This window comes from Curtobacterium pusillum, from assembly GCF_013359865.1.
GTDB classification, from domain to species: domain Bacteria; phylum Actinomycetota; class Actinomycetes; order Actinomycetales; family Microbacteriaceae; genus Curtobacterium; species Curtobacterium pusillum.
In genome coordinates this window covers 173,730-193,923 of record NZ_JABMCE010000086.1, presented here as the reverse complement: position 1 = coordinate 193,923, position 20,194 = coordinate 173,730, and the positions used below count along the sequence as shown (strand labels likewise).

General features: G+C 71.6%; 16 protein-coding genes. 5 read left to right on the top strand and 11 right to left on the bottom strand.

Features of this window, described 5'->3' with window-relative positions; translation table 11 throughout:
- Positions 1 to 81: 81 nt before the first annotated feature.
- Positions 82 to 798, bottom strand: coding sequence for a GntR family transcriptional regulator (locus tag HP507_RS17185; RefSeq protein ID WP_175353009.1), 717 nt, complete (start codon positions 796 to 798; stop codon positions 82 to 84).
- A gap of 43 nt (positions 799 to 841) precedes the next feature.
- Between HP507_RS17185 and HP507_RS17180 the strand changes: the two genes are divergently transcribed.
- Positions 842 to 2,377 (top strand): FAD-dependent oxidoreductase, encoded by a 1,536-nt coding sequence (locus tag HP507_RS17180; protein ID WP_175353008.1) that lies wholly within the window; start codon positions 842 to 844, stop codon positions 2,375 to 2,377.
- Entirely contained in the window at positions 2,367 to 2,834 is a 468-nt protein-coding gene (locus HP507_RS17175; RefSeq protein ID WP_175353007.1) for a MarR family winged helix-turn-helix transcriptional regulator, read from the top strand. Before HP507_RS17180 ends, HP507_RS17175 begins: the two co-directional genes overlap by 11 nt.
- 28 nt (positions 2,835 to 2,862) lie before the next feature.
- Here HP507_RS17175 and HP507_RS17170 read toward each other — a convergent pair whose 3' ends face one another.
- Positions 2,863 to 3,852 carry a matrixin family metalloprotease gene (locus HP507_RS17170; RefSeq protein WP_175353006.1) on the bottom strand — a complete coding sequence of 330 codons (990 nt, stop codon included), beginning with the start codon at positions 3,850 to 3,852 and terminating at the stop codon, positions 2,863 to 2,865.
- Between the two features lie 154 nt (positions 3,853 to 4,006).
- Between HP507_RS17170 and HP507_RS17165 the strand changes: the two genes are divergently transcribed.
- Positions 4,007 to 5,173, top strand: a complete 1,167-nt coding sequence (locus HP507_RS17165; protein WP_175353005.1) for an NAD(P)/FAD-dependent oxidoreductase — start codon at positions 4,007 to 4,009, stop codon at positions 5,171 to 5,173.
- Positions 5,174 to 5,188: 15 nt separating this feature from the next.
- On the opposite strand, the gene HP507_RS17160 is transcribed toward HP507_RS17165, so the two are convergent.
- From HP507_RS17160 to HP507_RS17120, 9 genes are all read right to left on the bottom strand, one after another.
- The gene (locus HP507_RS17160; RefSeq protein WP_175353004.1) at positions 5,189 to 6,103 is read right to left on the bottom strand and encodes a GNAT family N-acetyltransferase; all 915 of its coding nucleotides are present in this window, start codon (positions 6,101 to 6,103) and stop codon (positions 5,189 to 5,191) included.
- Positions 6,104 to 6,192: 89 nt separating this feature from the next.
- Entirely contained in the window at positions 6,193 to 8,112 is a 1,920-nt protein-coding gene (locus HP507_RS17155; RefSeq protein WP_175353003.1) for a S9 family peptidase, read from the bottom strand.
- A complete protein-coding gene (locus HP507_RS17150; protein WP_175353002.1) occupies positions 8,109 to 9,893 on the bottom strand; it encodes an N-acetylglutaminylglutamine amidotransferase in 1,785 nt (594 codons plus the stop codon). Before HP507_RS17150 ends, HP507_RS17155 begins: the two co-directional genes overlap by 4 nt.
- Positions 9,893 to 12,457 (bottom strand): carboxylate--amine ligase/circularly permuted type 2 ATP-grasp protein, encoded by a 2,565-nt coding sequence (locus tag HP507_RS17145; RefSeq protein ID WP_175353001.1) that lies wholly within the window; start codon positions 12,455 to 12,457, stop codon positions 9,893 to 9,895. The genes HP507_RS17150 and HP507_RS17145 overlap by 1 nt, the downstream gene beginning before the upstream one ends.
- A 40-nt stretch (positions 12,458 to 12,497) precedes the next feature.
- On the bottom strand, positions 12,498 to 13,376 hold the full coding sequence (locus tag HP507_RS17140; RefSeq protein WP_175353000.1) for an ABC transporter permease: 879 nt from the start codon (positions 13,374 to 13,376) through the stop codon (positions 12,498 to 12,500).
- Complete coding sequence (locus tag HP507_RS17135; protein ID WP_217508900.1) at positions 13,373 to 14,287, bottom strand: ABC transporter permease; 915 nt, start codon at positions 14,285 to 14,287, stop codon at positions 13,373 to 13,375. The genes HP507_RS17140 and HP507_RS17135 overlap by 4 nt, the downstream gene beginning before the upstream one ends.
- Positions 14,284 to 15,495 carry an ABC transporter substrate-binding protein gene (locus tag HP507_RS17130; RefSeq protein WP_217508899.1) on the bottom strand — a complete coding sequence of 404 codons (1,212 nt, stop codon included), beginning with the start codon at positions 15,493 to 15,495 and terminating at the stop codon, positions 14,284 to 14,286. Before HP507_RS17130 ends, HP507_RS17135 begins: the two co-directional genes overlap by 4 nt.
- Entirely contained in the window at positions 15,492 to 16,679 is a 1,188-nt protein-coding gene (locus HP507_RS17125; protein WP_175352999.1) for an ABC transporter ATP-binding protein, read from the bottom strand. The genes HP507_RS17130 and HP507_RS17125 overlap by 4 nt, the downstream gene beginning before the upstream one ends.
- 37 nt (positions 16,680 to 16,716) lie before the next feature.
- The gene (locus HP507_RS17120) at positions 16,717 to 18,162 is read right to left on the bottom strand and encodes an aminobutyraldehyde dehydrogenase (RefSeq protein ID WP_175352998.1); all 1,446 of its coding nucleotides are present in this window, start codon (positions 18,160 to 18,162) and stop codon (positions 16,717 to 16,719) included.
- 124 nt (positions 18,163 to 18,286) lie between these two features.
- Here HP507_RS17120 and HP507_RS17115 point away from each other — a divergent pair, with 124 nt between their 5' ends.
- Positions 18,287 to 18,757 carry an Lrp/AsnC family transcriptional regulator gene (locus tag HP507_RS17115; protein ID WP_175352997.1) on the top strand — a complete coding sequence of 157 codons (471 nt, stop codon included), beginning with the start codon at positions 18,287 to 18,289 and terminating at the stop codon, positions 18,755 to 18,757.
- A 104-nt stretch (positions 18,758 to 18,861) separates the two neighbouring features.
- A complete protein-coding gene (locus tag HP507_RS17110; protein WP_246328272.1) occupies positions 18,862 to 20,193 on the top strand; it encodes an aspartate aminotransferase family protein in 1,332 nt (443 codons plus the stop codon).
- Position 20,194 lies beyond the last annotated feature (1 nt).

Sequence of the window (20,194 nt, the reverse complement as noted above, 5' to 3'; positions counted from 1 at the left end):
CCCTCGCATGTCACGGTTCCTCGATGAACCTCTTTCCTATAGGAAAGATACTCGATCGACGGGGATTCGCAACCACCGGGCTCAGGCCGTGCGCGACGCGTCCGCTCGCGACCGCAGACGCACGGCGTCGATGTGGTGCCGCATCGCCGCGACCGCGGGGGCGGGGTCCACGGCGAGCGCCTCGAGGATCGCCCGGTGCTCGTGCACGGCGCGGTCGGTGTCGTCCCCGCCGCCCTCGACGATCTGCCGCATCCGGTGGACCCGGGTCGTGATGATCTCGGACATCTCCTCGAGGAATGGGTTCCGCGTCGCGTCGAAGATCAGCTGGTGGAACTGCCAGTCGCTCCGGAAGAACCGGGCCATCAGCTCCTCGGACGTCGAACCCGCGCCCACCGCGGCGATCTCGTCGACGACCGCCGCCTGCTCGGCGAGCGCCGCCTCCAGTCGGGCGCGCAGTGCCGGCACATCGCCTCGGGACGCGAGCTCGACGGCGCCGCTCTCGACGATGAGTCGGGCGTCGAAGAGCGCCTCGAGCTGGTCACCGGCGAGCGGCGGGGACACCCGGTAGCCCTTGTTCGCCTCGCGCGTGACGAGGCCGGTGCGCTCGAGCTGGACGAGGGCTTCGCGCACCGGTGTCGGGGACACCCCGAGCGTCCGGGCGAGGCCATCGATCGACAGACGCATGCCGGGTTCGACGTCGTGGCCCATGAGGACCTCGAGCACCCGGTCGTAGACCCGGTCTCGCAGTCCGAGCTGCCTGATGCGTTCCGTCCCGAAGCCCGGCATCGTGATCGACATGCATCGATCCTAGAGAATCGACCATGACGGATAAGGTTCCTCCATGGGAGTAACCATCGACACGGACGTCGTCGTGGTGGGCGGCGGCCTCGTCGGGTCGGCGAGCGCTGCTCTCCTCGCTCGACAGGGAGTGGCGGTGACGCTCGTCGAGCGGCGTCCTTCGACCTCCGTCCATCCGAAGGCCCGCCTGGTGACGGTGCGGAGCATGGAGCTGTACCGCGGGCTCGGCATCGAGTCGGCGGTCCGCGCGGCGGGTGAGCCGAGCCACGGCTTCGCGGTGACCGACACCCTGTCGGGCGACCTGTCCACGTGGATCGCGCCGCCGGCGGACGAGGTCGAGGCCGGAGACCTCAGCCCCACCACGCCCTACTCCTGCGATCAGCAGCGTCTCGAACCGATCCTCCTGAGCGCCGCGGGAGACCTCGGCGCGGACGTGCGCTTCGGCACCACCGTGGTGGATGTCGTCGAACGGCCCGATGCGGTCGAGGTGCGGGTCCAGGGGCCGGACGGGCCACGGGTGATCCGGGCGCAGTTCGTCGTCGCCGCCGACGGAGCCCGGAGTGCACTGCGCGAACGACTCGGCGTCGCGATGTCCGGGACCGAGGTGCCCGGCCGGTCGGTGAGTGCGGTGTTCCGGGCCGATCTGGAGCCCGCGCTGCGCGGACGCACGGTCGACGCGGTCTTCTGCCGCGCGGCCGGCGCGTTCCTGTTCGCCCGCGGGAACGGGGTGGATCGGCGGTGGCAGCTGGGAACGTACGTCCGGCCGGAGTGGACGGGTCGGGACCCCGGAGACCTCACTGCGGAGCTGACCGGTGTCCTGCGGGAGGCGACGGGGATGCCCGACGTGCAGCCGGTGCTGGAGGACGTCGCGCTGTGGAGTACCGGGGCGTTCGTCGCCGACCGGTTCCGTTCCGGCCGGGTGTTCCTGGTCGGCGATGCCGCCCACGTGATGCCGCCCTACGGCGGGCTCGGCGGGAACACGGGCGTGCAGGACGCGCACGCCCTGGCATGGATGCTCGCCGCCGTCGTACGCGGCGACGCCCCTGAGCCGCTCCTGGACCGGTACGAGACCGAGCGCCGGCCCATCGACCGTCTGATCGTCGACCAGGCCCTCCTCCGATCCCGGAAGGCTCCCGGACAGGGGCCGGCGGAAGGTGAGGTCGACCCGCTCCGCATCTCCCTCGGCCAGCACTACGGGACGAACGAGGCCGCTGCCTTCGACGATCCGGCTCGGCCGACCATGGCGACCGGGACCCGAGCGCCGCACGTCGCCCTCGCCGATGGGCGCAGCCTCCTCGACCGCTTCGACCCGCGCCGGTTCACGGTCGTCACCGCCGAGCACCTCGCGGTCGCCGATCACCGTCTCCACGTGGTCTCCGTCGGTCTCGCCGATCTCGACCCCCGGCACGGAGGCCGGTGGATGGACACGTACGGCCGCGCAACCGCGCATCTCGTGCGACCCGACGGGATCCTGGCCGGCGCCGTCGACGACACCGACGACCTCGGACGACTCGTCGACCGGACGCTGGCGATCACGGGATCCTCCGTCGATGGACGGCGGTGGCGCCGTGGAGACTGACGACTCGGTCTGGCGGATCATCCGGGCGCTGCACCGTGCGGCCACGCTCCAGCAGCGCGCCGCCGCGACGGCAGAGCTCGGGTACGCCGCGCTCGGCGTGCTCAACGCGGCCGCGGTCGCGCCCGGCACGCCCAGCGCCCTCTCGCGAGAACTCGGCCTGCCACCGCAGACGGTCAGCCGAGCCGTCGCCGAACTCGAAGCCGCGACGCTGATCGAACGGCACGGAGACCCGCACGACGGACGCTCCTACACGGTGCAGCCCACGACCTCCGGACGCAGCACGATCGACGCCTTCCGTCGAGACCTGTCCGAACGGTTCGTCGCCCACCTCACCGACTGGACCGCAGGCGACGTGTCCGCGTTCGCCGCGCAGCTGGAAGCACTCGTGGGCGCTCTCGAAGGCGGTACGCCGGCACCCCGCCCGCGTGAGCGCCGAGCGAGGTCGTGGCGCCGGTGACGGGGACGGGGACGGGGACGGGGACGGATCAGTAGAGGGCGTCGATACCCATCAGGTCGCCGAGTCCCAGCGTGCGCTGCCCGGTCTCGCACGTCGTCGACGCGGGCTTCATCACGAGGCCGCTGCTCTGCGCGGTGTGCCCGAGGCCGAAGCCGTGTCCCCACTCGTGCGTCGCCACCCCGCGCAGGTCGAACCGGGTGCCCGTGCACGTCGTGGACACCGACCACGCGACCGCCGTGGAGTACCGCTCGTCGACCTCGACCGCGACGCCGGAGCGCGACCAGACGCACGTCACCGCGAGGGTGCCGGAGCGGAGCGAGCCCCAGCCGGCGACGCTCGTCCCGCTGGACGAACCGCACCCGCCGGCCGCGGTCACGCCCGGTGCCTCGGTGGCGGTGCCGAGGTAGCGGTCCGAGGCGGTGGAGGCGACCTTCTTCCCGCAGGACGACAGGGCACCGGTCCAGGCATCCGCGCCCGCCCGGATCGCCGTGACCCCGGCGACCTTCTGCCCGGTCGCGTTGTACCGCCAGTCGACCCTGCTCGCCCATCGGACGCCGAGGCGCGTGTAGGTCTTGTTGCTGCAGCTGGACGGGGCGCTCGTGGTGGCGGTCGTGGTCGCCGCGCCGCTGGTCGAGCCGAGCGCCGCGTTCCGGTGCTGGACGGCCGCCCGCTCCTGTCGGACCGCCGCCGGGGATCCGGACCAATGGTCGTCGACGCGCACCGCGAGTCCGGCGCGGCCGGTGTTCGTGAGCGAGACGTCACCCGGGTCCCCAGCTCCCGACGCCGCGACCGGCAGCGCCTGGACGGTGGTGCCGACGGGCGGGACGGTGAAGCGCCGGCCGTCGGGCAGGACGACGGTCCCGGACGAGACCGCGCACCCGCTCGCGAGCGACGCGACGGTGATGTGGTCCCCACGACACGACGGCGTCGCGCCGACGGCCGCACCGCCTCCCGACGACACGGTGACCGCGGCGAGCGCGACCCCGATGGCGACCGCCCCTGCGGTCACGAGCGACATGCGCACGATCCGGCCCTTCCTGATCCCCTGATGAGCCACACCGGTCCCGTGCGTGGCTGAGTCAGTGTGCGGAGGCGCTGACGAGCGGGTCAACCCCCCGAACTGGCCGGTGCGCTCGTTCGCGGTCTGTGCGTCGACCGCCGAGAATCGGGGGATGGGATCACGTTCCGCCGTCGTCATCGGGTCGGGCATCGCCGGCGCCGCCACCTTCTTCGCCCTCGCTCGACGCGGCGTCGACGTCACCCTCGTGGACGACGGCGTGACCGGACAGGCGACCGCGGCGAGCGCCGGCATCCTGCAGCCGTGGTCGTCCGCGATCGACGGACCCTTCGCCGACCTGTACGTGCGCGGGGCGGCGTTCTGGCCCGAGGCCCTGGCACGTCTGGCCGACGTCGGGGTGAGCCGCACCGATCACCGACGCAGCGGCGCCCTCGTGGTGAACGCGGACCCGGCGGCGATCGACGCGGCCGAGGAGCGGGTCGAGCGGCGCCGTTCCGCCGAACCGGACGTGGTCGGTCGGGTCGAGCGCATCGGCGGGGAGCGTGCGCGCGAGCTGTTCCCGCCGCTCGCGACCGGACTCGACGCGCTCTGGATCGAGGGCGGCGGCCGGGTGGACGGCCGGACGGTGCGCGACGCCCTGGTCGAGGCCGGTCTGCGCAGCGGCGGCCGCACCGTCGCGGCGCACGCCGCCCTGGCCGGCGACGGACGCGTCCGGTTGACCGGGGCGACGGCGGACCGTGCGGGCTCCGCGGGTACGACGGACGCCCGTGAACTCGAGGCCGACGCGATCGTGCTCGCCGGCGGGGCCTGGACGAACGACCTGCTCGGCGCGATCGGGCTCCGGGTCCCGGTGGCACCGCAGCGAGGACAGATCACGCACCTGACGCTCCCCGGGGTCGACACCACGCACTGGCCGTCCGTGCACCCGCTCTCGCACCACTACCTCGTCGCCTTCGACGGGTCCAGGGTGGCCGTGGGTGCGACCCGGGAGACGGGCAGCGGGTTCGATGCCCGGGTCACGGCGGCCGGACAGCTCCAGGTGCTGCGGGACGCCCTGTCCATCGCTCCCGGGCTGGCCGACGCGACGGTCATCGAGACGCGCGTGGGTCTGCGTCCGCTCGCCGACGACACGATGCCGATCGTGGGAGCCGTCCCCGGTCACGACCGGCTGTTCGTCGCCACGGGGTACGGCGCAGCCGGTCTCACGATGGGCCCGCTCCTCGGCGACGCCCTCGCCCGCCTGGTCCTCGGCGAGCCCGCTCCCGAGCTGGCCGCCCTGCAGCCGGCGCCCACGTCGACCGAGCCCGCGCCCGGCCGCTGAGACGGCGGGAAGCGCTCAGGGCACCTGCACGAACCGCGGTGCCCCGCGGTCCCGCAGCCGGAACCCGAGGTGCTGGTAGAGGCCGATCGCGCCCGTGTTGCCCGCCGCCGCGTGCATGAGCGGCGTCTCGCCCCGCTCCCGGATGCCGTACGCGACGTCGAGCACGAGCCGGCGCCCGAGCCCCTGCCCGCGGAAGCCGGCGTCCGTGCACACCGCGCTGATCTCGGTCCACGCCGGTGGGTGCAGGCGCTCCCCGGCCATGGCGACCAGGCGTCCCTCGCGCCGGATGCCGACGTAGCGTCCGAGCTCGATCGTCCGTGGCAGGAACGGTCCGGGCTTCGTCCGGGCGATGAGCTCGAGGATCTCGGGGACGTCGTCCGGCGTGAGTTCCACGGCCTCGGGGTCCCGCACCCCGTCGACGGTCTCCCCGGTGAGCTGCACGCCACCGGCGCTCTCGACGGCGTGCCAGCCGTCGGGCAGCACGGCCTCGGCGCCGACGCTCAACACCGCACCGGGACCGAGCAGCGCCCGGACGTCCGCCCAGTCCTGCGGGGTCGGCCGGGCGGGGATCCCGGTCCACACCGACACGTCGGGCAGGTACCGCGCGATCTCCCCGCGGCGCTCGGCGAACCCGGCGTGGTGGCCGTTCAGCGAGGCGAGTGCCGGGTTGTCGAGCAAGCGCGTCGGCGTGCCGTCGTCGGCGGTGGTCAGGTCCAGCGTCCGGACGCCCGCGCCCCGGTCGTCCCCGCCGCGGAACCCGAGGTCCTCGAGTCGACGCCGGTCCCCGTCGGCCCAGTCCGAGGTGTCGGCCACGACCGCGGCCGCGTACCGGTTGCGCGCGCCTTCGACGACGCCGTCCACGTCGGCGACGGTCGTGATGACGACGTCACCGGGTCGGGTCAGGTCGGTGGGACGGGCACTGGTCGTCATGGCTCCATCCTGCGACCGCTCACCCGCCCGACGGACGATCGTTGCACCGCGTGACGCGCACCGCTCGAAGCGTCCAGGTGCCGCCGCGCTCAGGCGAGGCGGTCCGCGACGAACTCCACCATGCGCCGGACGAGTTCCGCGCGGGACGACGCGCGCCGGTACTCGTGCCCCTCCCCCTCGAGCTCGAGGTACTCCACGTCGTGCGACCGCTCCCGCAGCGCCGCCACGACCTGGTGCGCCTCGCCGATCGGCACGTTCGTGTCGAGTTCGCCGTGCACGACGAGGAGCGGCGCCGCGACGTCGTCGATCGCGCGCATCGGTGAGAGGGAGCCCAGGAGCGCGGCGTCGTCCACGGGGTGCCCGTACTTCGTCGCGGCGGCCGCGGCGATCCACGGCTCGGTGTCGCGGTAGAACGTCGCGAAGTCGCTCATCCCGCAGATCGCGACCCCGGCGGCGAAGACGTCCGGCGTGAACGCCAGTGACGCGAGGGTCGCGTACCCGCCGTACGAGCGGCCCTCCACCGCCACCCTGGAACGGTCCGCGTACCCGTTCGACACCAGGAACCGCGCGCAGTCCACGACGTCCGCGAGCGCGTTCCACCGCAGGCCGAGGTCGTCGGCGTGCACGAAGTCGTGCCCGTACCCGGAGGACCCGCGGATGTTCGGAGCGAACACCGTGATCCCCGCAGCGGCGAGCGCCTGGTGCTGCGGCGAGAACGTCGGCCGCTCCTGCGACTCCGGTCCGCCGTGCAGGTGGACGAGCGCTGTGCGCGGGAAGGGAGGCACGGCACCGGTCTCGCCGTCGCGCTGCGTCGACGGGATGGTCGGCTCCGCGGCCCGGTACAGCCAACCGGTGATCTCCAGACCGTCACGGGCGGCGAACCGCTCGAGCGTCGGCTCGACGAGGGTCTCTCCCGGCAGGACCGGCACGTCCGTGACGCGGCTCCACGTGAGCGCGTTCGTGTCGAGCCGCCAGAGCTCCCGCGGCCGGGTGGGCCCTTCGACCGCCAGGATCACACTCCGGCCGTCGCGGCTCAGGACGGGGTCGGTGACGACGTACCCGGGCAGGTCCGGCACGGGTGTGCGCGAGGCGTCGTGCGTGTTGATGAGGTCGAGCTCGCTGCGACCGTCGACGTTCCAGCCGAGCAGCAGCGTCCGCCCGGCGTCGTCGGCGTCGAGGTACTCGAGCTCGGCGTCGACCCGCTCCACGATCCGCCGCGGTTGCCCGCGCCACCCGTGCGGTCCGACCGGCTGGGCGACGAGCTGCCGACGGGGCAGTCCGGCCTCGGTCGCGACGTAGGCCACGAGCGGACTGGTCTCGCTCGCGGGTGCGGGACGGAGGAACGCGATCTCCGCCGAGCCGTCCGGCGGGTCCGTGAGGAGCGCGTGGCTCTCGTCGGTGAGCCGGTCGACGACGACCACGAACTCGTGTCCGCGCTGCCCGTCGCGGAGCACGACGAGGCGCTCCTCGACGGAGAGGTCGAGGATGTGGATGAGTTCCCCGACGGCGAGGTCGTCGCGGTCGCCGGACACCGGGTCGACGAGGTACGAGCGAGCGGGCTGGTCGGGTTCGGTCGAGGGCAGGGTGATGACGACCCGGTGTCCGCTGCGGCTCCACGGCCCGAGTTCGGCGTGCTGGTACCGCGAACCCGCGATCTGCGCGGCGTCGCTGCCGTCGGGGCGGACCACCCAGACCTGCTGCTTCACGCCGCCGTCGGTCGCGATGGCCACGGCGAGCCACTCGCCGTCCGACGACCACGTCACCCGGACCACCGGGTCGTCGGACAGCCGGATCCGGACGGGCTGGGGCGGTTCACCGTCCACGACGACGTCCTGCACGAAGACCTCGGGTGTGCCGTGCCGGTCGCTGACGAAGGCGACGCGACGCGCGTTCCTCGTCATGGTGGGCCCCCACGATCCCCAGGCGGCGACGAGGCGCTCGCCCAGGCCCGCCGCCTGCTCGACGCGGGCCGACGACGCGACCGGTGTCGTGCCTCCAGGCCGGCTCATCGCACCCCCTGGTGCTGCAGCCACATCTCGATCAGGCCGAGCTGCCAGAGCGCGTTGGCGCCGATCTCGGTCCGCGTGCTGTTCGGGTCCTGGAGCATCCGCTCGACCGTACCCGGGTCGAACAGCCCGCGTTCCCGCGCCTCCGGGGCGTGCAGCGCCTGCCGCACACGCTCGAGGTACGGCCCCTCCAGCTGCCGGATCGCGGGTACCGGGAAGTACCCCTTCGTCCGGTCGATGACCGCGTCCGGCACGATGCCGCGCGCCGCGCGCTTCATGACGCCCTTGCCGCCGTCCGCGAGCTTGAGCGCCGGCGGGATCGCCCCGGCGAACTCGACGAACTCGTGGTCGAGGAACGGCACTCGCGCCTCGAGCCCCCACGCCATCGTCATGTTGTCGACCCGCTTCACCGGGTCGTCGACGAGCATGATCGTGGTGTCGCTCCGCAGCGCCGCATCGACGCTCGTCTCGGCGCCCGGCCGGGCGAACTCGGCGTCGACGAACGCCGAGGGCGTGTCGTCGTCGCTCCGCCACCGCTCCCCGAGGATCCCCTGCAGGGCGGGCCAGCGGCGGTCCATGAACACGGAGCGGTAGACCTCGGCCGCTTCGTCACGCGGGACGGACGCGAGCGGCGGGTACCAGCTGTACCCGCCGAGCACCTCGTCCGCGCCCTGCCCGGACTGCACGACCTTGACGTGCTGCGAGACCTCCTGCGAGAGCAGGTAGAACGCGACGCAGTCGTGGCTGACCATCGGTTCGCTCATCGCCTGGACGGCGCCGTCGATGCCGTCGAGCAGGCGGGACGAGGGGATGCGGATGCGGTGGTGGTCGGTGCCGAAGTGCCGCGCCACTTCGTCGGAGTACTCGAACTCGTCGCCGGACTCGCCGCCCGCCGACTCGAACCCGATGCTGAACGTGGCGAGGTCCTGCTGGCCGGCCTCGGCGAGCAGGGCGACCACGAGCGAGGAGTCGATCCCGCCGGAGAGCAGCACGCCGACCGGGACGTCGGCGACCATGCGGCGCTCGACGGCGGTGCGGAGTTTCTCGGTGAAGCCCTCCTGCCAGTCCTGGTCGGACCAGTCGGCCTTGGCGGGGTCGCGCTCGAAGCGGGGCTCCCAGTAGGTCTCGTCGTGGGAACTGCCGTCCGGCTCGATGACCCGGACGGTCGCGGGCGGGAGCTTGCCGACGCCGGACAGGATCGTGCGCGGTGCCGGGACGATGGAGTGGAAGGTCATGTACGACGCGAAGGCGACCGGGTCGATCGAGGTGTCGACCTCGCCGCCGGCCAGGATCGCCGGCAGGGACGAAGCGAACCGCACCCCGCCGGGGACATCCGCGACGTACAGCGGCTTGATGCCCAGGCGGTCGCGGGCCAGGACCAGCCGGCCGCTCGCGTGCTCCCAGATGACGATCGCGAACATCCCGATCAGGTGCTCGACGAACGCGGTGCCCCACTCGGCGTACGCCGCGACGATGACCTCGGTGTCGGAGGTCGAGAAGAACTCGTGCCCCTTGGCCCGCAGCTCGTCGCGGAGCTGCCGGTAGTTGTAGACCATCCCGTTGTAGGCGATCGTCAGCCCGGCGCGCGGGACCACCATCGGCTGCGCGCCGGCGGTGGACAGGTCGACGATGGACAGCCGGCGGTGGCCGAGCGCCACCGGTCCGCGCGCCCAGAGTCCGTCGCCGTCGGGGCCGCGGTGGACCAGGCACCCGGTCATCCGCGCCACTGCTCCGACGTCCGCCGGACGTCCGTCGAACCGGATCTCGCCCGCGAGTCCACACATCAGCTGTCCTCCTGCTCGGTGTCGCCTCGATCGCCGATGATCCACGTGTCCTTGGCGCCGCCGCCCCGTGAGGAGTTGACGACCATGCTGCCCTCCGGAGCCACGCGGGTGAGTGCGACGTCGGCGAGGTGGACGTCGTCCGGACCGGTGCCCGTGACGTAGACGAACGCGCGGAGGTCGACGTGTCGCGGGTCGAACCCGGCGGGCCCGATCGTCGGGTGCGAGGAGAGTTGCACGACCTCCTGCCCGACCCACCCCTCGGGGTTCGCGGCGATCTCCCGCCGACGCTCGGCGACCTCGGGCGCGCTGGCGCTCGGGCCGATGAGGACGCCGCGTCCGCCCTCGCCGTCGACGGGCTTCGTGACGAGTTCCCCGACACGGTCGAGCACGGAGAGCCGTTCGCCCTCGATGCTGGTGCGGTAGGTCGGCACCGAGTCGAGCAGGGGCTTCTCGTCGAGGTAGTACCAGATGAGGTCGGGCACGTTGACGTACATCGCCTTGTCGTCGACGAGTGCGTTGCCCGGTGCGTTGGTGAGGTGGACACGGCCGGCCTCGGCCGCGTCGAGGATCCGACTGCCGAGGTCCGGTGCGTGGTCGTTCCGCAGCGCACTCGCATCGCGGTCGACCCGCAGGTACAGCCCGTCGAGGACCTCGCCGGTCGCGGCCACGACGACCCGCCCGTCGCGGACGTCCAGGTCGGAGTCGGCCAGGAGGCGCAGCCCGGCACCGTCGGCCAGCCTGCGGTGTTCGAACCACGCGCCGGCGGCGGGGCCGTCGCTCACGAGTCCGATGACCGGGTCCGGGTTGCCGGTGACGGCGGTCGCGTTGGTCCGGAGGGTGTCACGCAGGCGCCTGGTGACGCTGCGCGGGTCGCGGAGGTGTTCGGGCCGCGGGGCGTCCGGCACGACCTCGTCCATGAGCTCGCGGAGCGCCATGCCGAAGGCGACGCCCGAGGGCGAGCGCACGTTGTCCTCGAGGACGCGCCACCCACCGAACTCGTTCCGCACCAGGTCGAAGCCCATCACCGGTGCCCGGACGGCCGACGCGGGGAGCCGCATCGCGTCCGGGTCCCAGCCGTTCGCGCCCACGAACTGGTGCTCGTCCATCGCGCCGTCGGCGACGATCCGCCGCTCGCCGTACGCGTCGCGGAGGAACAGCTCGATCGCGCGTGCCCGCTGTCCGAGGCCGAGGCCGAGCTGGCTCCACTCGTAGGCGCTCACGGTGCGCGGGACGAGGTCGCACCCGAACGCCTGCACGCCGCCGTCGACCACGAAGCCGACCTCGTGCTCGCGGGTCCAGGCGTCCCGCGCGGCGCAGCGCTCGATGGTCGTCTCGGCGTCCCACCCGCCGAAGAAGGCGGCCAGGTCGCGGAAGGCGGGACGCGGACGGGCACCGGGCCCGACGGCCTCGTCGCCGGCACGCACGCGGTACGAGGGGATCGCGATCGACGGGTGCTCGGCGCGGCCCGACGGGGTGCCCGCGGTGTCCTGGACCACCAGGGCCACGACGTCGTCGAGCTCGCCCCGCTCGGCGTAGGCGGTGCGCTGCCGGTCGGTGGAGTTGCCGCGCGCGAGGGTGTCCTCCAGCAGGTCCGCCACCGTGCCCCAGTCACCGAGCTCCTCGAGTTCCGGGCGCAGGCGGTCGAGCAGCTGACGCACCGCGATCTCCGCGGGCAGCCGTTCCGGGTGCAGGCCCTGTCCGAGCAGTTCGCCGCTGAGACCGCTCCGTGCCGCCTGCCACATCGCCGCGCGGTGCAGGGGCTCACTGCGCGGCTGCCACCCGGCACCGGACTCGACGGACTTCTCCGCCTTGCGGACGGCGGCGCGGAACAGGCCGGCGATGAGCACCGCGTCGTCCACCACCGGGGTCGCGTCGCAGACCCGCAGTTCGAGCGTGGGCGCGTGCGAGGACGGCCGGACGTCGAAGTACGCCATCTTCTTGTCGGCGATCACGCCCGAGGCGATGAGGTCCTCGAGCATCGCGTCGTACTCGGCGGCGTCCGCGACCCGGCCGAAGCTGCCGGCGGACGGCCAGCGCTGCCAGATGATGCTCCGGAACGACGAGTACCCGGTGTCCTGCCCGTTCCAGAACGGGCTCGACGCGCTGAGCGCCAGGAGCACCGGCAGCACGGGCGCCACACGCTGGGCGATCTGCACCGCCAGGTCGCGGTCGCTCACCCCGACGTGCACCTGCAGACCGCAGATGAGCTGCTCGTCGACCAGCATCCGGTACTGCTCCTGCATCCGGCCGTAGCGGCCACCGGAGGTCAGCTCGAAGTCGGCGTACTCGGACCGCGGTGCGGTGCCGGCCGCGGCGATGGTGACCCCGGCCGGTGCGATCGCCACGCTCAGCTCGCTGCGCAGGTCGACGATCACCCGCCTGAGGTCGTCGAGCGAACGGACCACGGGCGTGTTCGTCTCGATGGTCGTGCGCTGGAGCTCGGCGCCGAACCGGTCGGCGGGGAGCCTGGGCAGGAGGCGCGGGGCCTTCGCGGAAAGTCGGCCGGACTCGAGGTCGATGAGGTGCAGTTCTTCCTCGGCGCCGAGCGTCAGCTCTGCACTCATGGGCCGAACCTACGCGCGACACCTCTCGGTGCGCTCGGCATCACCCGCGGGTCCGGGCCAGACGACGGTTCAGCGCTCCGTTGAGCAGGGCGACGAGCAGCCCCACGGCGAACACCAGGGTGCCGAAGCAGAGCACCTGCGGCGGCATCCCGGCCTTCGCCGCCCCGTACACGAACAGCGGGAACGTGACCGAGGGTCCGGCGACGAACGAGGTGATCACGTAGTCGTCGATCGACATCGCCAGCGCCAGCAACCCCGCGGCGAGCATGCCCGGTGCCAGCAGCGGCAGCGTGACGAGCCGGAACGCCTGGAACGGGGTCGCACCGAGGTCCCCGGCTGCCTCCTCGAGCGCCCGGGACGTCCCGGCGATCCGCGCCCGGAGCACCACCACCACGTAGGCGACGTCGAACGCCACGTGCGTGAGGAGCACCGTGAGGAACCCCGTGCCGAGGCCGATCGACAGGAAGAACGACAGCGAGGCCGACCCGACGACGATCGACGGCGCCGCGATGTCCGCGAACACCACCGCGTTGACGGCACCGCGCCCGGGGAACCGGTACCGCTCGAGCGCCAGGGCCAACGGCAGCCCGATCGCCACCGAGACCACGGCGGCGAGGATGGCGATCACGACCGAGGTGACGAACGCCGACCCGAGCCCGGACACGTTCACGAGGTTGGCGTACCAGTACGTCGTGAACCCGTTCCAAGCGAACGTCAGCCGGTTCGTCGGGGCGTCGTTGAACGAGTACGCGACCATGTAGGCGATCGGCACGAGGGTGATCGCGATGACCACCCAGTAGACGATGGCGAGCCACGGTCCTCGTCGGTTCACCCCGTGCCGTCGGGGATCGCGGGCGGTCGAGCCGGTCGCGGGTGACGCGGGACCGGCGGACGATCGGGGCGGTGCGACGGCGGTCATACGAGGTCCTCGAGGTCGTCGGTTCCGGACACGCGGGCGTAGATGAACAGGATGATGCCGAGCACGACCATGAGCACGGTCGACAGCGCCGCGGCGACGTTGTACTGCTGGTTGCCGGAGTACGCGTCCTGGATCGCCTGACCGATCGTGTAGGTGTTCGTGCCGCCGAGGAGCGCCGAGTTCACCGGGTCCCCCACGCAGTCGATGAACACGAGCAGGACCCCGGCGAAGACGCCCGAGCGGGACAGCGGCAGCGTGGTGTGCCAGAACGCCCGCGCCTTCCCCGCGTAGAGGTCGTGCGCGGCCTCGCCGAGCCGCGGGTCGATCCGTTCGAGTGCGGCGTAGATCGGCAGCACCATGAACGCGAGGTCGTTGTAGGCGTCGCCGAAGACCACCGCGCCGGACGTGCCGAGGATGTGGAAGTCCTTGCCGGCCAGCCCGATGCCCTGCAGGACGGTGACGACCGGTCCCTGCGACGCGAGGACGAACGCCCACATGTCGGTCCGGATGACGAACGAGACCAGGAAGCTGATGAACACGAGCATGAGCAGCGGGTTCTTCCACCGCGGCGACACCCGGAACGCGATGAAGTAGGCGACCGGGTAACCGACGATGATGGTGACCACCGTGGCAGCGGCTCCGTACCAGAGCGATCGGAGCAGGAACGTCAGGTACGGCACCTGCGGATCCACGAACAGCGAGGAGTAGATTCCCCAGTTCCACGTGAACGTGTACCCGTCGTCCGGGTTGCCGGACATCAGCGACACGATGAGCCCCGACACCAGCGGGATGACGAAGAACACGCAGAGGTACGCCGTCCCGACGAGCGCGAGCAGGAACGGCACCCGCAGTCGACGACGCCCGTGCTCGCTCCCGATGCCCGCGACCGCCGCGGTGCCGACCGCGCTCACGACTGCACCACCGCGTTGAAGACGGCGTTCCACTCCGAGTACTCGTCGTAGTTCTTGAACACCCGGAACTCGTGGGACTGCTGCAGGACCGCTTCCGACGGGAACACGAGGGGGCTGTCGGCGACGGTCGCGTCGTCGAGCTCGTCGCGCACGTAGTCCTCGGCACCGGGCACCGGACAGACGTAGTTGACCCAGTCCTCGACGATGCCGGCGATCTCCGGGGTGTAGTAGAAGTCCATCCACTCGAGCGCCGCCACCGGGTTCGCCGCCTGCCTCGGGATCATGAGGTTGTCGTGCCACATCATCTGCCCCTCCTCCGGCGTGACGAACTTCAGGTGCTCGAACCCGGACTGCTGCGCCTGGAACACGTCACCGGACCAGGCCTGGGTGATCCACGTGTCGCCGTTCTCGAGCTTGTTGATGTAGCTCTGGTCGTAGAACCCCGCGGCGCTCGGGCGCAGCTTCCGCAGCCACGCCTGCGCCTTCCGCCAGTCCGCCGGGGTCGACGTCTCCGGGGCGATGCCGTTCGCGAGCAGTCCGAGGGAGCCGAGCTCGGTGTTGTCGCTCATCAGCCCGACTCGACCCGTGAACGCCGGGTCGAGCAGGTCCTGGAAGGACGTGATCTCGCGGTCGATGTACTTCGGGTTGTACGCGAGCCCCGTGAACCCCGTCTGCCAGACGACGGAGTGCTTGTTCCCGGGGTCGTACGTCGGGTCCTTCACCGAGGCACCCGCGTTCTTCGCGAAGTTCGGCAGCCGCGAGTGGTCGAGCTCGCAGACGAACCCGTTCTTGATCATCTGGGTGAGCTCGAACCCGTTCGTCATGACGACCAGGTCGTACCCGGTCGCCCCCTGCGCCCGGAGGATCGGTGAGACGGTCGCGTAGAACGTCGCGTTGTCCTGGATCACGGCCTGGTAGTCCACGCTGATGCCCGTCCGCTTCTCGAACAGGGTCAGCGACTCGGACTTGCCGTGGTCGGAGTCGATGTAGAGCGGCCAGTTCGCGAAGTTCAGCTGCTTCGTCGCCTTCGCGTCCTTCCAGAAGCGCTCCCAGTCGACGGGATGGTCCGCGAGCGAGGCCGCGGACCCCTTGATGCTGCAGCCCGCCAGGAGGGCCGCCATCGCGGCGGCGCCGCCCCCGGCGAGGAACCCGCGACGGCTGACACGGCCGGACGTGAGTCCGCGCACCAGGTCGGGGCGGCTGGTCACGCGACCGCTCCTGCGGTGGCGGGTGCGGACTGGAGGCCCGGCTCGGCTCGGGTCGTGCGGCCCGCGTCGGTCGCGGGGTGCGCCTCCAGGCCGAAACCGTGGTCGACGCCCCACGTGAGCCAGACCTCGGTACCGGTCGCGATGCGCGGTCCGCCCTTCGAGTTCTGCGCGAAGACCGAGACCCGGCCCGCGCCCGGCACGTCGACGAGGTACTGCGTGCTGACACCGGAGAAGGAGACGTCGACGACCCGGCCCGGCCCGAGGATGTTGCGGCCGGCCTCGGGGGTCGGTTCCGCGGTTCGGATCTTGAGCTTCTCGGGGCGGACGCCGACGACGACGCGGCCGGAGGTCGCCACGGCGCGGGCGGCCGGCACCGCGAGCGTGCCGGCCGGCGTGGCGACGACGAGCAGTCCGCCCTCGGTGCCGCGCACCTCCCCCTCGAGCAGGTTCGACTGGCCGAGGAAGTTCGCGACGAACGCCGTGCGGGGCAGCTCGTAGAGGTCCTGCGGGCTGCCCATCTGCTCGATGCGGCCGCCGTTCATCACGGCGACGGTGTCGGCCATCGTCATCGCCTCCTCCTGGTCGTGGGTGACGTGCAGGAAGGTCAGGCCCACCTCGGCCTGGATCGTCTTCAGCTCGAGCTGCATCTGGTGCCGGAGCTTCAGGTCGAGGGCGCCCAGGGGTTCGTCGAGGAGCAGGAGGGCGGGGCGGTTCACGATCGCCCGGGCGAGGGCGACGCGCTGCTGCATCCCGCCGGAGAGCTGGGCGGGCCGCTTCGACGCCGAGGCCTCGAGCTCGACGAGCCGGAGGGCCTCCTTCGCCTTCGTCATCGGGTCCGGGATGCGGCGGCGCTTCAGGCCGAACGCGACGTTGTCGAGCACGCTCATGTGCGGGAACAGCGCGTAGTTCTGGAAGACCGTGTTGACCGGGCGCTGGTACGGCTTCGTCTCGGTGACGTCGCGGCCGCCGATCGTGATCGTGCCGCTGGTCGGCTCCTCCAGGCCGGCGACGAGGCGCAGCGTGGTGGTCTTGCCGCAGCCGGAGGGACCGAGGAGGGCGAAGAACGAGCCGGCGGGGACCGTGAGGTCGAGCGCGTCGACCGCGGTGTGTCCGGGGAAGGACTTCGTGATCCGGTCGAGCCGGAGATCCGCCCCGGACTCGGCGAAGGTGCCGGTCATTGCCATGGTGCCTCCTGGGGGTTTCGGGTCGGTTCCGGCCGGGTCAGCCGATGTAGGACATGACGTGCTTGACGCGGGTGTAGTCGTCGAACCCGTACTGGGACAGGTCCTTGCCGTAGCCGGAGTGCTTGAAGCCGCCGTGCGGCATCTCGGCGACGATCGGGATGTGCGTGTTGATCCACACGCAGCCGAAGTCGAGGTCGCGGGCGAAGCGCATCGCGCGCGCGTGGTCGGTCGTCCACACCGAGCTCGCCAGGCCGTACTCGACGCCGTTGGCCGCACGCAGGGCGTCCGCTTCGGTGTGGAACCGCTGCACGGTCTGCACGGGCCCGAAGACCTCCTGCTGCACGATGCGGTCGTCCTGGCCGAGGCCCGACACGATCGTGGCCTGGTGGTGGTAGCCGACGTCACCCTGCCGTGCGCCGCCGAGTTCGATCGTCGCGTGGTCCGGCAGGGTGTCGATGAAGGACCGGACCTGGGCGAGCTGGTTCGCGTTGTTGACGGGGCCGAAGTACGGGCTGGGTGCGTCGGCACCGGTGGTCGCGGTCTCCCGCGCCGAAGCGGCGAGCGCCGCGACGAACTCGTCGTGGATGCCGTCCTGCACGAGCAGCCGGGTCGCCGCGGTGCAGTCCTGGCCGGCGTTGAAGAACCCGGCGGCGACGATCCCGGCGACGGCCGACGGGATGTCCGCGTCGTCGAACACGATCACCGGGGCCTTGCCGCCGAGTTCGAGGTGCGTGCGCTTGAGGTCGCCGGCGGCAGCGCGGGCGACCTCGGTGCCCGCGCGGACCGACCCGGTGACGGACACGAGCTGCGGCGTCGGGTGGTCGATCATCGCGGCGCCCGTGGTCCGGTCCCCCAGCACGACGTTGAGGACGCCCGGCGGCAGGAACTCGGCGGCGACCTCGGCGAGCAGCAGGGTCGACAGCGGAGTGGTGTCGCTCGGCTTCAGCACGGTGGTGTTGCCCGCGGCGAGCGCCGGGGCGAACTTCCACACCGCCATGTTGAGCGGGTAGTTCCAGGGGGTGACCTGGGCGACGACGCCGATGGGCTCGCGCCGGACGAACGACGTGTGGTCGGCCAGGTACTCGCCGGCGCCGCGACCCTCGAGGTTGCGGGCCGCCCCGGCGAAGAAGCGGATCTGGTCGACGGAGAGCAGGATCTCGTCCTCGACGAGGGTGGCGCGCGGCTTGCCGGTGTCCAGCGACTCGAGGTCCGCGAACTCCTCCGCCCGCTGTTCCACCGCGTCCGCGATCCGGAACAGGGCGAGCTGGCGTTCCCCGGGGGTGGTGCGGCGCCAGGAGTCGAACGCGGTGCCGGCCGCGGCGAAGGCGGCGTCGACGTCGGCGGTGGTGGAGACCGGCGAGGTGCCGTACACGTGCTCGTCGGTCGGGTCGACGAGGTCCATGGTGCGGTCGCCGCGGGCGTCGACGTGCTCGCCCCCGATGAAGTTCCGCAGGGTGCGGGTGGCTGTGTCGATGTCCAGCATGGCGGCGATACTTGCACGGAATGCGCCGGTTTGGAAGAACCGTAACAACGGAAATCGTCGCGAAACACGACGTTCACAACGGAATCCCTTGCATCCCGTCGAACCCGCTGCCATGCTGTGCGGCATGGCGGCAGCACCACGACGTCCGGGACCGATCGACGACACCTCGAAGCGGATCGTCGAGCAACTCCAGGCCGACGGTCGCCGCCCGTACGGCGAGATCGGCAAGGCGGTCGGTCTCAGCGAGGCGGCGGTCCGCCAGCGGGTGCAGAAGCTCACCGAGACCGGCGTCATGCAGATCGTCGCGGTGACGGACCCGCTGCAACTCGGGTTCCACCGCCAGGCGATGATCGGCATCCGCGTCAACGGCGACACCCGCACGGTCGCCGACGAACTCGAGAAGCTGCCGTCGGTCGACTACCTCGTGATGACCGCCGGCAGCTTCGACCTCATGGTGGAGGTCGTCTGCGAGGACGACGACGACCTCATCGAACTGCTCAACGGCACCATCCGGGCCATCCCGGGCGTGACCGCCACCGAGACCTTCGTCTACCTGCAACTCCGCAAACAGCTCTACGACTGGGGAACGCGATGACCATCTCCGATCAGACCACGACCAGCAGCCGACTCGGCTCCTACGACCCGTTCGCCCCGGTCGACGACGCCGCACTGCAGCAGAAGTCCCGCGACCACCTGTGGATGCACTTCGCCCGGCACGGCGCGAACCAAGCCGGCGCCGACGTCCCGATCATGGTCCGCGGCCAGGGGCACCACGTCTACGACAGCCACGGCAAGGAGTACATCGACGGGCTCTCCGGCCTGTTCGTCGTCGCCGCCGGCCACGGCCGGAAGCGCCTCGCCGAGATGGCCGCGAAGCAGGCCGAGACGCTGTCGTTCTTCCCGATCTGGTCGTACGCGCACCCCGCGGCCATCGAGCTCGCCGACCGGCTGGCCGACCACGCCCCGGGCGACCTCAACAAGGTGTTCTTCTCCACCGGCGGCGGCGAGGCCGTCGAGACCGCGTTCAAGCTGGCGAAGTACTACTGGAAGCTCCGCGGCAAGCCGATGAAGCACAAGGTGATCTCCCGCGCGGTGGCCTACCACGGCACTCCGCAGGGAGCGCTGGCGATCACCGGCATCCCGGCGATGAAGCAGATGTTCGAACCCCTCGCTCCCGGCGGGTTCCGCGTCCCGAACACGAACTTCTACCGGGCTGCCGAGATGGGCTTCGGCGGCGAGAGCGAGGAGGAGTTCGGCTACTGGGCGGCCGAGCGCATCCGCGAGATGATCGAGTTCGAGGGCCCCGACACCGTCGCCGCGGTGTTCCTCGAACCCGTGCAGAACTCCGGCGGCTGCTTCACCCCGCCCCCCGGGTACTTCCAGCGCGTCCGTGAGATCTGCGACGAGTACGACGTCCTGCTCGTCTCCGACGAGGTGATCTGCGCGTTCGGCCGCATCGGGACGATGTTCGCCTGCGACACGTACGGCTTCGTGCCGGACATGATCACGTGCGCCAAGGCGATGACCTCCGGGTACTCCCCCATCGGCGCGACGATCATCAGCGACAAGCTCTTCGAGCCGTTCTCGCACGGAGACACGACGTTCTACCACGGGTACACGTTCGGCGGGCACCCGGTCTCCGCCGCCGTCGCGATGGAGAACCTCGACATCTTCGAGGAGGAGGGCCTGCTCCAGAACGTGCAGCAGAACGCGCCGCTCTTCAAGGCCGAGCTGGACACCCTGCGCGACCTGCCGATCGTCGGCGACGTCCGCGGTGACGGGTACTTCTACGGCATCGAACTCGTGAAGGACAAGGCGACCAAGACGACCTTCGACGACGACGAGTCCGAGCGCCTGCTCCGCGGGTTCCTGTCGAAGGCGCTGTTCGACGCGGGCCTGTACTGCCGCGCCGACGACCGAGGCGACCCCGTCGTGCAGCTCGCACCGCCGCTGACCATCGGGCAGCCGGAGTTCCGCGAGATCACCTCCATCCTGCGGAGCGTCCTGTCCGAGGCCTGGACGAAGATCTGAC

Coding starts and splice junctions, on each gene's coding strand:
- HP507_RS17165 (WP_175353005.1), top strand. CDS start 4,007: ATGGGATCACGTTCCGCCGTCGTCATCGGGTCGGGCATCGCCGGCGCC.
- HP507_RS17170 (WP_175353006.1), bottom strand. CDS start 3,852: ATGTCGCTCGTGACCGCAGGGGCGGTCGCCATCGGGGTCGCGCTCGCC.
- HP507_RS17155 (WP_175353003.1), bottom strand. CDS start 8,112: ATGAGCCGGCCTGGAGGCACGACACCGGTCGCGTCGTCGGCCCGCGTC.
- HP507_RS17180 (WP_175353008.1), top strand. CDS start 842: ATGGGAGTAACCATCGACACGGACGTCGTCGTGGTGGGCGGCGGCCTC.
- HP507_RS17120 (WP_175352998.1), bottom strand. CDS start 18,162: ATGCTGGACATCGACACAGCCACCCGCACCCTGCGGAACTTCATCGGG.
- HP507_RS17115 (WP_175352997.1), top strand. CDS start 18,287: ATGGCGGCAGCACCACGACGTCCGGGACCGATCGACGACACCTCGAAG.
- HP507_RS17110 (WP_246328272.1), top strand. CDS start 18,862: ATGCACTTCGCCCGGCACGGCGCGAACCAAGCCGGCGCCGACGTCCCG.
- HP507_RS17160 (WP_175353004.1), bottom strand. CDS start 6,103: ATGACGACCAGTGCCCGTCCCACCGACCTGACCCGACCCGGTGACGTC.
- HP507_RS17145 (WP_175353001.1), bottom strand. CDS start 12,457: ATGAGTGCAGAGCTGACGCTCGGCGCCGAGGAAGAACTGCACCTCATC.
- HP507_RS17125 (WP_175352999.1), bottom strand. CDS start 16,679: ATGGCAATGACCGGCACCTTCGCCGAGTCCGGGGCGGATCTCCGGCTC.
- HP507_RS17185 (WP_175353009.1), bottom strand. CDS start 798: ATGTCGATCACGATGCCGGGCTTCGGGACGGAACGCATCAGGCAGCTC.
- HP507_RS17150 (WP_175353002.1), bottom strand. CDS start 9,893: ATGTGTGGACTCGCGGGCGAGATCCGGTTCGACGGACGTCCGGCGGAC.
- HP507_RS17140 (WP_175353000.1), bottom strand. CDS start 13,376: ATGACCGCCGTCGCACCGCCCCGATCGTCCGCCGGTCCCGCGTCACCC.